10 protein-coding genes are annotated in these 14,811 nt (G+C 61.6%); 4 read left to right on the forward strand and 6 right to left on the reverse strand.

Annotation, left to right across the window (positions count from 1 at the left end):
* Positions 1 to 74 precede the first annotated feature (74 nt).
* On the reverse strand, positions 75 to 1,148 hold the full coding sequence (gene rlmN, locus ACILSR_RS17410) for a 23S rRNA (adenine(2503)-C(2))-methyltransferase RlmN (protein WP_395751069.1): 1,074 nt from the start codon (positions 1,146 to 1,148) through the stop codon (positions 75 to 77).
* The gene (locus ACILSR_RS17415) at positions 1,148 to 1,765 is read right to left on the reverse strand and encodes an MBL fold metallo-hydrolase (RefSeq protein WP_395751070.1); all 618 of its coding nucleotides are present in this window, start codon (positions 1,763 to 1,765) and stop codon (positions 1,148 to 1,150) included. The genes rlmN and ACILSR_RS17415 overlap by 1 nt, the downstream gene beginning before the upstream one ends.
* Positions 1,766 to 1,872: 107 nt before the next feature.
* Between ACILSR_RS17415 and ACILSR_RS17420 the strand changes: the two genes are divergently transcribed.
* The 3 genes from ACILSR_RS17420 (at position 1,873) to ACILSR_RS17430 (ending at position 6,346) form a co-directional block, all read left to right on the forward strand.
* Positions 1,873 to 4,266: a carboxy terminal-processing peptidase gene (locus ACILSR_RS17420; protein ID WP_395751071.1), complete on the forward strand. Its 2,394-nt coding sequence runs from the start codon at positions 1,873 to 1,875 to the stop codon at positions 4,264 to 4,266.
* Positions 4,267 to 4,277: 11 nt separating this feature from the next.
* Entirely contained in the window at positions 4,278 to 4,796 is a 519-nt protein-coding gene (locus tag ACILSR_RS17425; RefSeq protein WP_395751072.1) for a molybdenum cofactor biosynthesis protein B, read from the forward strand.
* A gap of 170 nt (positions 4,797 to 4,966) precedes the next feature.
* The gene (locus tag ACILSR_RS17430; RefSeq protein WP_395751073.1) at positions 4,967 to 6,346 is read left to right on the forward strand and encodes a Gfo/Idh/MocA family protein; all 1,380 of its coding nucleotides are present in this window, start codon (positions 4,967 to 4,969) and stop codon (positions 6,344 to 6,346) included.
* A gap of 338 nt (positions 6,347 to 6,684) precedes the next feature.
* Here the strand turns inward: ACILSR_RS17430 and ACILSR_RS17435 are convergent, their stop codons facing one another.
* Together ACILSR_RS17435 and ACILSR_RS17440 are read right to left on the reverse strand one after the other, a co-directional pair.
* The gene (locus tag ACILSR_RS17435) at positions 6,685 to 8,088 is read right to left on the reverse strand and encodes a DUF1501 domain-containing protein (protein ID WP_395751074.1); all 1,404 of its coding nucleotides are present in this window, start codon (positions 8,086 to 8,088) and stop codon (positions 6,685 to 6,687) included.
* Positions 8,088 to 9,506 carry a DUF1501 domain-containing protein gene (locus tag ACILSR_RS17440; protein WP_395751075.1) on the reverse strand — a complete coding sequence of 473 codons (1,419 nt, stop codon included), beginning with the start codon at positions 9,504 to 9,506 and terminating at the stop codon, positions 8,088 to 8,090. The genes ACILSR_RS17435 and ACILSR_RS17440 overlap by 1 nt, the downstream gene beginning before the upstream one ends.
* 53 nt (positions 9,507 to 9,559) lie before the next feature.
* Here ACILSR_RS17440 and ACILSR_RS17445 point away from each other — a divergent pair, with 53 nt between their 5' ends.
* On the forward strand, positions 9,560 to 10,042 hold the full coding sequence (locus ACILSR_RS17445) for a Uma2 family endonuclease (RefSeq protein WP_395751076.1): 483 nt from the start codon (positions 9,560 to 9,562) through the stop codon (positions 10,040 to 10,042).
* 191 nt (positions 10,043 to 10,233) lie between these two features.
* Here the strand turns inward: ACILSR_RS17445 and ACILSR_RS17450 are convergent, their stop codons facing one another.
* Together ACILSR_RS17450 and ACILSR_RS17455 are read right to left on the reverse strand one after the other, a co-directional pair.
* Entirely contained in the window at positions 10,234 to 13,941 is a 3,708-nt protein-coding gene (locus ACILSR_RS17450) for a DUF1553 domain-containing protein (protein WP_395751077.1), read from the reverse strand.
* Entirely contained in the window at positions 13,938 to 14,723 is a 786-nt protein-coding gene (locus ACILSR_RS17455) for an IclR family transcriptional regulator (RefSeq protein WP_395751078.1), read from the reverse strand. Before ACILSR_RS17455 ends, ACILSR_RS17450 begins: the two co-directional genes overlap by 4 nt.
* Positions 14,724 to 14,811 lie beyond the last annotated feature (88 nt).

Below are 14,811 nucleotides of genomic sequence, written 5' to 3' on the forward strand. Positions count from 1 at the left end.
TACTCTTTCCCAGACAACAGCAAGTGCTGCTCCATTTATGGAGATGATTTCACGCCGGCTTCACCGGGAGTTCATCAGGCCACCAGCTTCCGCCTCTCCCTCTTTGCCGCCTTGAGCTGACCACAGCCCGCCGCGACATCGATGCCTCGCCTTTGCCGGATGGTGCAGGGGAAGCCGGCATCCTGCAGAATGCGGTGGAAGGTGTCGGCGGCGCTGTCGCTGCTTTCCTCGCCGGTGTAGCCATCCGTGCGGTTGAGCGGGATGAGATTGATGTGCGCGTCCAGGCCCTGGAGCAGATCGGCGATGCGCCGGGCATGCTCGGGGGTGTCATTGACACCGTCGATCAAGGTCCAGGCGAAGAAGATGCGGCGGCCCGTCTGCGCATTGTAGCTGCGACAGGCGGCCATGAGTTCGGCCAGCGGCCAGCGCTGGTTGGCGGGGATGAGTTTGGCGCGTTCCTCCTCCGTTGCGGCATGCAGGCTCACGGCGAGGTTGTAGGGGCGGTTCTCCGCCGCCAGACGCAGGATGCCCGGGACCACGCCGACGGTGGAGACGCTGATCTTGCTGGGGCCGATGTTCAGTCCGCGCGTGTCGCAGATGATGTCCAGGGCGGTCATCACGGAGTCGTAATTGTGCAGCGGCTCGCCCATGCCCATGAAGACGAGATTGCGGAGGCCCTTTTCACCCTTGGCGCGCACACTGCGCTGCGCATGCAGCACCTGGGCCACGATTTCGCCGGGACGCAGGTGGCGCACAAAGCCCATCTGCCCGGTGGCACAAAAGACGCAGCCCATGGCGCACCCGGCCTGGGTGCTGATGCAGGCGGTGTGGCGTCCGGTGTAGCCCATGATCACGGTCTCGATCTCCTGACCATCTGCCATGCGCAGGAGGAACTTGTGCGTGAGGCCGTCGCCACTCGGTGTGTCCACTGAGACGGGCGGGACATCGAGCATCCAGGAGCCGTCGCCGAGCACCTGCGTGAGCCACCTGCGCAGCGGCGGAGGGAGATCTTCGCGGGCCAGGGGATCGGCCATGGCACGGAAGTGCAGCGTATTCCACAGCGTGCCCGCATGGGCGGGGCGCAGGCCTGCGGCCACGATCTGCTCGCGGAGCTGATCGAAGGTCAGGTCATGGAATGATTGTGGCATCAGGTGAGGTAGGGGTTTTCCATCCGCTCGCGGCCGATGGTGGTGTCGTCGCCATGGCCGGGGAAGACGCGGGTGGCATCTGGCAGCACGAAGAGCTTCTTGATGATGCCGCTGAGCAGCAGCGCGCCGGAGCCATTGGGGAAATCGGTGCGCCCGACGCTGTCCAGAAAGAGCACATCACCGCCGAAGAGCAGATTTTGGGAGGGCAGGTGGAGGCAGAGGCTGTCTGGCGAATGCCCTGGCACGTGGTAGAGCTTCCATGTCTCGCCGAGGAGCTCGAGTTCGTTTTTTCCTTCGAGGATTTCGTCCGCTACGAAGGGCGGAACAGAGAAGGGGCTGCCTGTGACCGCACCGTAGAGAATCTCCAGTGTCAGCTCGCGCGAATACTGGGCGAAGGAGTAGACCCGGCATCCATGCTCGGCCTTCACGGCGGCGGCATCCAGCACGTGGTCAAAGTGCTGGTGGGTGAGGAACAGGGCATCCACTTTGACATTCTGCCGCTTAAGCCATGCGCCTATCCCCTCAGGGGCATCCACCAGCAGGGTGCCCCCTGGCAAGGTGATCAGGTGGCCATTGGTGGCGGCGATGCCGCCTGTGTAAGTGGAGATTTCTGGCATAGGACTGGCGAAAGACGGGAAAGAGTTGGACATTTCAACCCAGAAAAGGCAAAATCTGAACGCAAAACGCACCGCGAGGTTCGTTATAGATCTGGACGACCCCCACCATGACTCGCTATTTACTCACCCCCGTCGCGGCAGCGGCCACCGCCCTCGCGCTCCTCATTCCCTCGGCGCAAGCGGAAACCAATTTTGGCCAGGTGGCCATGCATGTGGCCTACATGCTGCAGAACCACCATTACTCGAAGCAGGACTTTGACGACAAGGTGTCTGGCGAGATGCTGCACAACTATCTGAACATGCTGGACTTCAAGCACATCTTCTTCACCGAGCAGGATGTGGCCGGCTTTAAGGACAAGTATGAGACCACGCTGGATGACCATGTGCTCATGCGCAACATCAGCCCCGCCATCGAGATCTACGACATTTACAAGGAGCGCGTCAAAGAGCGCGTGGACTTCCTGAAGAAGGCGCTGGATTCCAACAAGTTCACCTTTGACTCAAAGCGCACCATCGAGATCAAGCGCGACAAGGCCCCCTGGCCCAAGGACAAGGCCGCTCAGGACAAGCTCTGGCTGGACATCATTGAAGACAATCTTCTGGCGGAACGCATCGCCGATGAGACCCGCGCTCGCGATGAAAAGAAGAAGGCTGAGAAAGCCGCCGCGAAAAAAGCCGCTGGCACAGCCGAGGCCAAAACGGATGCTCCGGCCACGCCTGAGGCTGACAAAGTGCAAGCCCCGCAGAAGCCGAATGAAGATGCTCCGAAGGTCGCTGCCAAGACTGACGCCAAGAAAGGCAAGGACGACAAAGACCTGACGCCGAAGGAGCGCGTCCTCAAGGACTACACCCGCCTGCTTGAGAGCATCGAGGAAAACGACACCAAGGATGTCGTGAACTTCTTCCTCTCCAGCCTCGCCACCGCCTACGACCCGCATACGGAGTACATGAGCACCGATGAGGCGGACAACTTCAAGATCCACATGCAGCACCAGCTCGTCGGCATCGGCGCGCTTCTCGGCCAGAAGGACGATGGCGCTGAGATCCAGGGCATCGTCGTGGGTGGCCCGGCTGACAAGCAGGGCGAACTCAAGCTCAACGACCGCATCATCGCCGTCGCCCAGGGCGATGACGAATTCGTCGATGTGAAGTACCTCAAGCTGCAGAAGATCGTGGACATGATCCGCGGGGAGGAGAAATCCACCGTGCGCATCAAGATCGTCCCCGCTGACGATCCTTCCGGCAACAAGATCATCTCCATCGTGCGCGACAAAGTCCCGCTCAAAGAAAAGCTCGCCAACGCCGAACTCCTCGTCACGCCTCCTGATCTTGGCAAGACCCTCAAGGTCGGCTGGATCAACCTTTCCAACTTCTACGCCGACATGGACAACGGCACCGTCAGCACCAGTGCGGACGTGGAGCGCCTGCTGCGCCGCCTGATGAAGGAGAAGATCGACGGCCTTGTGCTCGACCTCCGCGACAACGGCGGTGGCTCGCTCGATGAAGCGATCAAGCTTACCGGCCTCTTCATTCCTGCCGGACCCGTGGTGCAGGCCAAAGACTGGCGCGGCAGCATCACCTGGCGTGACTGCGAAAACGAGAAGCCCGTGTATGACGGCCCCATGATCGTCCTCACCAACAAGGCCTCCGCCTCCGCTTCGGAAATTCTCGCTGCTGCCCTGCAGGATTATCGCCGCGCACTCATCGTCGGAGACAAGTCCTCTTTCGGCAAAGGCACGGTGCAGACCATCCTCCCCGTGGAGCGCTACATGCCCTTCTTCAGCGACAAAAAAGGCGCTGGTGACCTTAAGGTGACCATTCAGAAGTTCTACCGCATCGCGGGTGGCTCCACCCAGCTCAAAGGTGTGGAGGCCGATGTGCCGCTGCCTTCCATCCGCGACGTGCTCGACATTGGCGAGTCCTCCGCTGAAAACCCGCTGCCCTATGACACCATCCCGCCGCGCAAATACCCCCTATTCCGCAAGGACCCTTTCCCGATTGAAGAGATCAATGCACGCGTGAAGAGCAGACTCGCCACCAATCCAGAGTTCCAGAACGTGGTGGAGGAGTCCAAGCGCCTGAAGGACAAAATTGACCGCAACACGGTTACTTTGAACCTGCAGGAGCGCGAGAAGGAGCGCCTGGACACTGAAGCCCGTCGCGACAAGCAGAACGAGGAACGTGCCCAGCGCGCCAAGGAAGTGGCCGAACGCATCAAGGACGCTGGCTTCAAGACCTACCACCTCACCCTCGACAACGTGGACAAGCCCGATCTGGTGCCTGAGTCTGCCTTTACCAAGGAGATGAACTCCGGCATGCGCACCGCCTCCAAGGATGACGAAAACAGCAGCGACGGAGCCAAGTTCCCCTATGGTATCGAGCCGGTGAAGCTGGAGACCATCCACATCCTGCGCGATCTCCTTGAGCTTGACCACAAGCCTACCACGGCGGCCAAGACGGGCGACAAAGCCCAGGACACCACCAAGCCCCAGGCTCAGTAATCCCGCCTCGCTTGCCTGATCCTCATTCACATCCAAACGGCGGTGCATCTCAGATGCAGGTAGGCATCATCACGGTGTCTGACCGGGCCAGCCAGGGAGTTTATGAGGATCTGGGCGGTCCGGCCCTGAGAGCGGCGGCGGCAGGTTACGGCTGGAATGTTGCTGCTGAAGCCATTGTCCCAGATGATCTGCAGCGCTTGCAGGACGCGATCCGTTCTTTCTCCGCCCAAGGCTGCGCGCTCATTCTTACCACCGGCGGCACCGGCATCGCCGAGCGCGATGTCACCCCGGAGGCCATTCGTGGGATCATGCGTGTGGAGATCCCCGGCTTCGGCGAACTCATGCGCATGAAGTCGCTCGAGCTGACCCCGAACGCCATTCTCTCCCGCTGCCTCGCGGCAGTTGTGGAGCGCAGCCTCGTCATTGCCCTGCCTGGAAAGCCCCAAGGCGCGGTGGACTGCCTTGGGTTTGTGATCGGCGCCATCCCCCACACCGTAAAGCTGGCCCAGCGGGTGCCCACGAGCTGCTAGGAAGCACGACAGACACTCTAGTCTGCGGGCGAGCGCTCCCGCAGGGTCTCTGGTCCCCATCCTGCCCAAAACATCGGAAATGTCTCGCTGTATGCTTCCCCGCATTTTGCGGCTGGACTTGCCCTTCAGGTTTCGTTTAAAACTCTCTTCCGTCAGCCCAACCCACTCCCATGAAACGCATTCCTGTTTCCTCCCGTCGTCAGTTCCTCACCAAGTCTGCCGCCGCCATCGGCTTTCCCACCATCATTCCGGCCAGTGTGCTGGGACAGAATGCGCCCTCCAACAAGATCACGATGGCCGTGTTTGGCTGGGGCATGATGGGGCCGGGCAACACCGCCAAATTTTTGCAGGAGCAGGACTGCCAGATCGTGGCTGCTTGTGACATCGACAAACGCAATCTGCAGAAGGCATTGGACACCATCAACGGCGCTTACAAGAACAAGGACTGCAAGCCCTACCATGACTATCGCGAGGTGATGGCCCGCAAGGACATCGACACGGTGATGCTCGCTCTGCCGGACAACTGGCACGCGCTCACCGCCATCGAGGCGGCGAAGAACGGCAAGGACATCTACGGCGAGAAGCCGCTGGCACGCACCATCGCGGAGCAGCAGGCGATTGTGAAGGCGGTGCAAAAGCACGGGCGCATCTGGCAGACGGGTTCCTGGCAGCGCAGCGAGGACAACTTCCGCATCGGCGCGGAGATCGTGCGCAACGGCCTCATTGGAAAGCTCAAAGAAGTGCACGTGGGCCTGCCTGCTGGACACAATGACTTTGCCGGCACGAAGGACAAGCGCAGCGTGACGCCGCCGCCTGCGGAGCTGGATTATGAAATGTGGATCGGTCCGGCGGCGATGCAGGACTACATCGAGTGCCGCGTGCACAAGAACTGGCGCTGGGACTACAACATCGGCGGCGGCCAGCTTCTGGACTGGGTGGGCCACCACTGCGACATCGCGCACTGGGGCATGGGCATGGACAGCAGCGGCCCCATGGAGGTCAGCCCCATCCAGGTGGACATGCCGCCGCGCACGGACATCTGGAACACGGCGACCAAGTACCGTGCCGAAGCCAAGTATGCGGGTGATATTGCGATGACAATCGCCGGCGGCCATGACGACATCAAGATGGGCACCAAGTGGATCGGCTCGGACGGCTGGGTGTATGTGAACCGCGGGGGCGCGTATGACTGCTCCAATCCGGCGTTCAAGCAGATCGTCAAGAAACGCAAAGACGACAAGGATCCGAACAGCGAGGTCATCGAAGTGGCCAAGGCACCGAAGCTGGGAGACGACGTCATCAAAACCCGCCTCTACGAGACCAAGGGCCACCACCGCAACTTCCTGGACTGCGTGAAGAGCCGCCAGCCCACCGTCACCCCGGTGGAAACCGCGCATCACAGCGCCACGCCTGGTCACCTCGCGCTCATCTCCTTCCTCGTGAACCGCTCCATCAAGTGGGACCCCGTGAAGGAGGAAATTTTGGGCGATGCAGATGCCGCGAAGCTGCTCACACGTGAGTATCGTGGGCCTTGGAAGCTGGAGGTGTAGTTGCTCTCCGGCTGTAGGTTGGGTGTGTTTGGCGTCGAAGGCATTGCAATGCCTTCGGCGTGCTCTTCGCCAAACCGCCCGACTGCGAGGACGTTCGCAGACTGTGGGGTTTGCGGTGCGCTGATGGACGGGCGGGCTGTCGCCACGACCGTCCTACGCCCATCTACGCGAATCACATCTCGCAGCTCTTTGAGAAGCGAGCATGCCGGGCTCCGCCGACGGCGGGCTGAGGACAGCCCGCCCTACCTTGCGCTGGGCGTTCGCATGCCCAGCGCTGGTAGGGAGGCTGATCCTCCAGCCTCCGCCGAACGGCTCCTGAATTTCTATTGGAGCAGCGCCTACGCGATCACATCCCGTAGCACATTTCCATGCACATCGGTGAGGCGCAGATCTCTTCCGCTGAAGCGGTAGGTGAGCTGTTCATGATCAATCCCCATGAGATGCAGCACCGTGGCCCAGAGGTCATAGACGGTGCTGACGCCCTCCACGGCGTGGTAGCCGAAGTCATCCGTGGCGCCGTAGATGTGACCGGGTTTGATGCCGCCGCCGGCCATCCAAAGGCTGAAGCCGTAGGGGTTGTGGTCGCGGCCATCGGTGCCCTGGGCAAAGGGCGTGCGGCCAAATTCGCCGGCCCAGATGACGAGGGTGCTGTCCAGAAGTCCGCGTGATTTGAGATCTTTGACCAATGCGGCGATGGGCTGATCCACCTGATAGGCCATGTTGCCGTGGCCTTTTTTGATCTGCCCGTGTTGATCCCAAGGGTTCGCCGCCTGGCCGCCGCCAAGTGTTTGCGGCAGGCAGCTCAACTCCACAAAGCGAACGCCGCGCTCCACGAGGCGTCGTGCGAGGAGGCACTGGCGGGCATACGCGGTACGCGTGTCGTCGGGCCCGTCCATGCCATAGAGCTTTCTGGTGGCTTCGGTCTCGCCGGAGATGTCGCACAGTTCCGGCACGGCGGACTGCATGCGCCAGGCCATCTCGTAGTTCGCGATGGCGGCATCCACATGCACGTCATGCTGCGCCATGCTGGCAAAGCGGTGATCCATGGAGCCGATGAAATCAAGCTGGCGGCGCTGGGAGCTGCGGGACTGATAGGAGCGGATGTTTTTCACCGCGTCTTCTTTGTCGGCCTGCACGATGCTGGCCTGATGCTGCGCGGGCAGGAAGCCATTGCTGAACACGCCCACACCGCCATGCGGCACCGTGGCGCCGCCGCTTTGCAGTACGATGTAGCCGGGCAGATCGCGCGACTCCGTACCGAGGCCGTAGCTGGCCCACGCCCCCGCGCTGGGATAACCCAGAAATGGGAAGCCGCTGTGCATGAAAAAATTGCCCTGAGCATGCTCGCTGAACTTCGCCGTCATGCTGCGGATGACGCAGATCTCATCCGCCAGCGTGGCCATGTGAGGGAAGAGCTCGCTCACAGGCATGCCGCTATGGCCGCGGCGTTTGAACTCCCAGTGCGCAGGCTGCACCGTGCCGTTGTTGTTGAACTGCGTCTTCTGCACCGCCACCGGCATGGCCTGTCCGGCGTACTTCTCCAGCAGCGGCTTCGGATCAAACGAGTCCAGGTGCGAAACGCCGCCGCTCATGTAGCAGAAGATGACACTGCGGGCCTTCGGCGCGAAACGCTTTGCGCGGTGCACGGGAGACTCGGCCTGCATCAGTCCTGCAAGCGCGGCCATGCCAAAGCCGGTGGAGGCATTGGCGAGGAGCTGACGGCGTGAGAGAAGGGGATTCATCAGGCGATGATGTCTTTGAGCACATTTCCATGTACATCCGTCAGGCGAAGATCTCGTCCGCTGAAACGATAGGTGAGCTGTTCGTGGTCGATGCCCATGAGGTGGAGGACGGTGGCCCAGAGGTCATAGACGGTGGAGATGCCTTCCACGGCGTTGTAGCCGAAGTCGTCCGTCGCGCCGTGCACGTGGCCGCCTTTCACACCGCCGCCGGCCATCCAGACGGTGAAGCCGTAGGGGTTGTGGTCGCGGCCATTGCTGCCTTGCGCGAAAGGCGTGCGGCCGAACTCACCGGCCCAGACGACGAGCGTGCTGTCCAGCAGGCCGCGGGCGCGCAAGTCTTTGAGAAGCGCTGCGATGGGCTGGTCGATCTGATTTCCCATCTTGCCGTGGCCTTCCACGATGGCGCTGTGGTGGTCCCAGGGGTTCGCGCCGTTGCCGCCGCCGACATTGTAGGCCAGCGTGCTCAGCTCAATAAAGCGCACGCCGCGCTCCACCAGACGCCGTGCGAGAAGGCACTGCCGCGCATAGGCGGCTTTCTTTGGCTCGGGATCGTCCAGGCCGTAGAGCTTTTTGGTTGCCTCGGTCTCGCCGCTGATGTCGCAGAGGTCCGGCACGGCGGACTGCATGCGCCAGGCCATCTCGTAGTTTGAAATCGCGGCCTCGATGTGCATGTCGTGCTGCGTGGTGCTGACAAAGCGGCGGTCCATGCTGCCGATGAAGTCGAGCTGCTTGCGCTGCATTCCCTGCGACTGGCGCGGGCGGATGTTTGCCACCGCCTCGGCTTCATCCGCCTTCACGATGCTGGCCTGATGCTGCGCAGGCAGGAAGCCATTGCTGAAGAGCCCCACGCCGCCGTGCGGGGTGGATGCCCCGCCGCTTTGCAGCACGATGTAGCCGGGAAGATCCCGCGACTCCGTGCCGAGGCCATAGCTCGTCCATGCTCCTGCGCTTGGGTAGCCCAGGAAAGGAAAGCCGGTGTGCATGAAGAAATTTCCCTGCGCATGCTCGCTGAATTTCGCCGTCATGCCGCGGAGCATGCACAGCTCGTCTGCCACGCCGCCGATCTGCGGAAACAGCTCACTCACCTCCAGCCCCGACTGTCCACGTGGTTTGAACTCCCAGTGGGAAGGCTGCACCGTGCCGTTGTTGTTGAACTGCGTCTTCTTCACCGCGCCCGGCATCGGCTGCCCTGCGTACTTCGTGAGCAGCGGCTTGTGGTCGAATGAGTCCACGTGAGACACGCCGCCGCTCATGTAGAGAAAGATCACGCTGCGGGCCTTCGGAGCGAATTTCTTCGCGCGATGCACAAGCGGCATGTCTGCGAGCGCCTGTTCCTGCATGAGACCTGCAAGTGCTGCCATGCCGAAGCCGGTGGAGGCGCGGGAGAGGAGGGCGCGGCGGGAAAGGGGGGATTTCATGAAAGCGAGAAATGAATGTTGCGGGAAATCGGGCGTGAGGTCATCTTTGAGCCATGCGCACGTGGAAAGAAATTTGCGAAGACCGCACTCTGCAGGACCTGCCGTACAAGATTGAAACCAACCGCTTCAACCAGATCGTCATGAGTCCCGCATCCAACTGGCATGGTGGTTTTCAATCTGAGATCGCTCGCCGACTTGCTGATGCACTGCCTGAAGGCCGCGTCATCACTGAGTGTGCTGTCGAAACCTCCGACGGCGTTAAAGTTCCTGATGTCGCATGGGTTTCCACTGACCGGCTCCAGCCTCATCGCCGATCTGCCTCGATGCCTATTGCGCCCGAGATTTGTGTCGAGATCAGATCCTACTCGAACAGTGTTGTCGAGATGATGGGCAAGATGCAGCTCTACTTTGCTCGTGGCGCGGAAGAGGTGTGGTTTTGTGACGAGGATGGAAACATGAAGTTTTACCGCCATGATGAGCCTGACGCGACGAAGTCCAAGCTCTGCCCGGATTTTCCGGTGAAGTTCGAGTGGTGATTCAATTCGAGGGAGGTTTGGCTGTTTTGTAGTGCTACAACCCGCTGAAGCTGTGCACAACCCGGGGGATCTTCGAAAGCTCCAGAGGACTGGAGCATTGATTGGCTTCGCTCTCCCTCCGGGCAACCTTTGGTTGTCTATCTCCGCTTCGCTCCGATTCCAGGACGCTGGCGCAGACTGTGAAAGCGTATTCATTGCAGATAAATGAACTCCTTCAGGTTGATGAGGGACTGCGCGAAACTCGTCCACGCCTGAAGCTCCACGTCGTCTCCTGCAATGGCGCGCAAGGCTTCGATCTTGGGGGTGAGGTCCTTGCGTTTGAGGTTCAGCTTGGAGAGCTGCACGCGCTGCTCGGCGGTGAGGGTGGCGATGATGTCGGCTTCGGTAATGCTGCTGGATTCGATGCGGGCGGTTTGTGAGATTTCTTCAGGCGTCAACGCTCGGTCGTAGAGGCGGGCGCGGAAGATGCGGCCGGTGAGGCCTTTGTTGCCAGCAGGGGAGCCGTGGCGGCAGCCCAGGAGGACCTGGGAGGCTTCGGCCTCGAAGGTGGCGGCTGGGGCTTTGCGGTAGGTGCGGCCGTAGGGCTTGCCATCGCGGTAGCCGGAGATCGTTCCGTCGGGCTGATACACCACGGCCACGTGCACGGGGCGGGTGGTGGCCTCGGTTTCGGCGCTGCCTTCAAAAAGCTCGCTGCGATCAAAGAAGTTGCTGCCTGCCACCCAGTGCTGCGGCGTTTTCTCCGCGAAGACAATGGAGTCAAACTGGCCGCCGTCCTTGTGCTGCAGCGTGATGACGCCGCCGCCTCGTTGCGCGAGGTTGTCCAACATCACCCAGGCTTCGAGCGTTTTCGTCTTCACGGGCTTGGGCAGGGAGCCGGTCTTGGCCATCGATTTGCCATCCAGAACGAGCGCGCCTTTTTCGATGTGCGCGGTGCCGGTGAGCTCCAGATTCATGCGGCCCTTGGTGTCTTTTCCGTCTTTGTCGAAGGTCCACTCGGCCAGAGGTTCGGGGGTATTGACCGGTGCGGCGGGCAGCTTGCGTTCGGATTGCAGTTTCTGCCGTGCGGGATCGAGGATGGCGGCCATCTGTTTGCTGATCTCGGAGGCCTGCTGCTCCTGAAAGGCCAGTTCCTGGGCGCGCTCGTTGTTTTCCTGCTGCAAGGAGGCGAGATAGGCCAGGCTCTGCTTCACTTCATCCGCTGTGGCTTCACGGGCGAAGGCTTCGCGAAACATCTGCTTCACACGCTCCTCGGGTGAGACCTTGCCGGAGCGTAGAGCCCACTCTCGGGACCAGCGGATGACGTTGTTGTCATTGAGCAGGGTGAGCGACTGCGCGGGCACATTGGTGGTGTCGCGCTTGCCACGGGTGGCAAAGGGGACGGGTGAATCAAAGGTGGTGAGGAAGGGGTCCAGCGCATTGCGCACCACGCGAACGTACACGCTGCGGCGTGTCTGGCCGCTGCCCGCGGGTTCGCCATACATCTCGGGCTCCAGCTTGCCGGTGAGCGTGAGGATAGAGTCGCGAATGGCCTCGGCTTCCAGGCGGTGGATGCTCCAGTGGCTGAGCATCTTGTTTTCCGGGTCTTTCTGCATGGCGACGTCTGCCGCATGGGCGCTGCGCTGGAAGGCCCTGGAAGTGACCATGAGTTTCAGCATGGCCTTGATGTCGCCGCCGCTGGCGATGAAGCGCTGGGCGAGGAAGTCCAGCAGCTCGGGGTGCGTGGGCAGGTCCCCCAGCTTGCCGAAGTTATCCACGCTGGCCACGATACCACGACCAAACACATGGTGCCACAGGCGGTTGACGATGACGCGCGCGGTCAGCGGATTGTTCTTCATGTCCGCCATGTGCTCGGCGAGCTGAAGGCGGCCACTGCCGGGCGAATTGAAGGGCAGGGGATCCAGCGCATCCAGGAAATGGCGAGGCACCAAAGCGGCGGGCTGCTTGTGGTCGCCACGGACAAAGAGCGGCGCGTCCTTGGCATCTGCCTCGATGACGCCGGGCACGCGGGTGGGCGCGGGCAGCTTTGCCTCCACCTCGCGATAGCGTGCCACCAGCTTGGCGGCTTCGGGGATGTCTTTCAGATGATTCGGCAGCAGCCCGGCCTGCACGAGGCGGTTCAGCGCCTCGGCCTGGCTGTTGGTGAGCGTGCCTTTCTGCCAGGCCTGGACGACTTCCGGCGCGGAAAAGGGCGTGCGCACCTCCGCGGCGGGCGGTGTTTTGTCCTTGGTGATGACCACGTCCGTGAGGCCAAACCAGGAGCGTGCGTCTTTATTGTACTCCGCAGGCAGGTCGGCTGAGGTTGTGATCTGGAGGAAGATCTCGTCGCCCTTCCAGAAGTCGAGATCCACGGAGCGCCAGCCGAGCTTTTCATCGCGCGGTTCACTGAGCAGCACCGCCTTGTGGATGGTGCCTGTGCGCGGGTAGTTCTGCACGACGTACTTTGCCTTCACGCCGCCGTTGCCTGCCACGCGGAACCACAGCGTGCCTCCCTCGCATTTGAAACGATTGGAGAAGAGTACGGCGCGGTCCTTGGTGGTGAGGACGTTGCTGAAGTAGCCGCCGGGATACACCTGCGAGACGATGCCATCGCCCTCCAGCGCCACGGAGAACTCGCCTGCCTTCGTCAGACTGACGCCGCTGGTGTGCCACTGGTATTTGTCCAGGCCGGGATGAGCCGAGTCGGAGTTGTCATAAGTGACGGTCTTGGGTGCGACCTTCAGCCAGTGGGCGGCAACGGCGTCTTTGATCTGCGTCTTGAGCTTAGCGAGTTCTTCACGCTCCGCCTTGCCCGTGCCGGGGGCGTTCACATCGATCACCGCCGGGTGGGTGCTGGTGAAGATGCCGTAGAGGGAGTAAAAGTCCGCCTGGGAGATGGCGTCAAACTTGTGATTGTGGCAGCGCGCGCAGCTCACGGTCAGCGCCTGGAAGGCTTTTGTGACGGTGTCGATCTGGTTGTCGGTGAAGGTCACCATTTCATCCAGCGAATCGACGGGGGAGAAGCCGTGCAGCACCATGCGCAACTGCGCGATGCCGATGGCGCTTTCGTTGATGCCGTTTTTGATGCGCGGCTTTGGCAGCAGATCTCCGGCGATGGCCTCCTTCACGAGCTGCGGATACGGCACGTCATCATTGAAGGCGCGGATGAGGTAGTCGCGGTACTGATGCGCGTAGGGGATGGCGGGGTCGCCTTCAGAGCCATAGGTCTCGGCGTAGCGCACCCAGTCCATGAAATGGCGCGCCCATTTCTCGCCATAGGCGGGGCTGGCGAGCAGTTCGTCCACGGTCTTGTCTCCAGACGGCGGCAGACCGGTGAGGATGTAGCTCATGCGGCGGCGCAGCGTCTGCGCATCCGCTGGCGGTGCTGCGGGGATGCCATGTTTGGCGAGTTCGGCGTCGATGTAGTCGTCGATGGTCTTGGTCGCGGGCTGCTGCGTCACAGGCTGAAAGGCCCACCACTGCCTGCGGCGTTCCAGAATGCTCTTCCAGTCTGTCTCTTTCGCGATCTCCGCTTTGGAGGGCGGATTGTCGCGCGGGTCTGCGGCGCCGTCGCGAATCCACTGCTCAAAGTCGGCCACCACCTTGTCATCCAGCTTGGCTCCAGCCTTGGGCATCTTGATGTCGTCGTGCTCGTGCTTGATGGTCTGCACGAGCAGCGAGCCCGCGGGATCCCCGGGTTTGATCACATCGCCGGATTCACCGCCTTCCTGCCAGCCAGGGCGGGAGTCGAGCACGAGGCCGCCTTTCTTCTTGGTGCCGGTGCTGTGGCACTCGTAGCACTCCTGCGCGAGAATGGGGCGGATTTTGGACTCGAAGAATTCGATCTGCGCGGGCGTGGGCGCAGCTTTCCCACAAAGAGGCAGGGCGGTAACGACTGCGGATATAAGGAAATATTTTTTCATGCCAGGAGCCTCCGGGTGATGGTTGCGGCGGCCTCGAGGCAGAGCTTGCCGGCTTTTTCAAACTGGTCGCGTTTCAGACGGAAGGAAGGGGACATGACGGTGATGGCGGCGACGGGGTAGTGGTACTCGTCGAGGATGGCGGCGGCCACACAGTGGATGCCCTCCAGTCCCTCTGCGATGTCTGTGGAGAAGCCTCGCTTGCGCGTTTTGGTCAGGTCCGTTTCCAGCAGCTCACGCGTGGCCAGCGTCGTGGGCGTGTACTGCTTGAGCTGCACCGTGGTGAAAAAAGATTCCAGCTCCTGCGGTGGCAGGTGCGCCAACACGGCCTTGCCGGGGGCGCAGGAGTACATGGGCACCTGCAGGCCCACGGTGCTGCTCACCTTGATAGGCTGGGAGGAGATGCACTGCTCCAGCACGGTCATCTTGTGGTTCACGCTGGCGAGGATTTGCGTGGTCTCACCGGTTTCATCGCGCAGCCATTTGAGGGACTCCAAAGCGCAAACGACGAGGCTTTTCTCGCGCACTTGGGGGCGGGAGAGGTCAAAGAGCTTGTTGGTGAGGACGAAGCGCTTGTCGTCCTCGCGGCGTTGCAGGTAGCCACGGCTGTGCAGCGTGCCGGTGATGCGAAAGACGGAGTTCACCGGCAGATCGAGTTCGCGTGCGATCTCGGTGAGGCTGAGTCCGGCGCGGTGGCGGCCGAGGAGTTCGAGGATGGCCAGAGTGCGCTCCGTTCCGGGGGCGAGCGTGTCTTCGGCGAGGGGGATGGCGGCTTCTTGGAGCATTCTGGATTTAGAAACGCTCCCACATTTGGAAAACTATCGGCAAATTGAAATGGGCGGTTATCGACGTTTGCATTCTCCGCGCTCTCCC

It is taken from the genome of Prosthecobacter sp., from assembly GCF_044222565.1.
Lineage (GTDB): Bacteria > Verrucomicrobiota > Verrucomicrobiia > Verrucomicrobiales > Verrucomicrobiaceae > Prosthecobacter.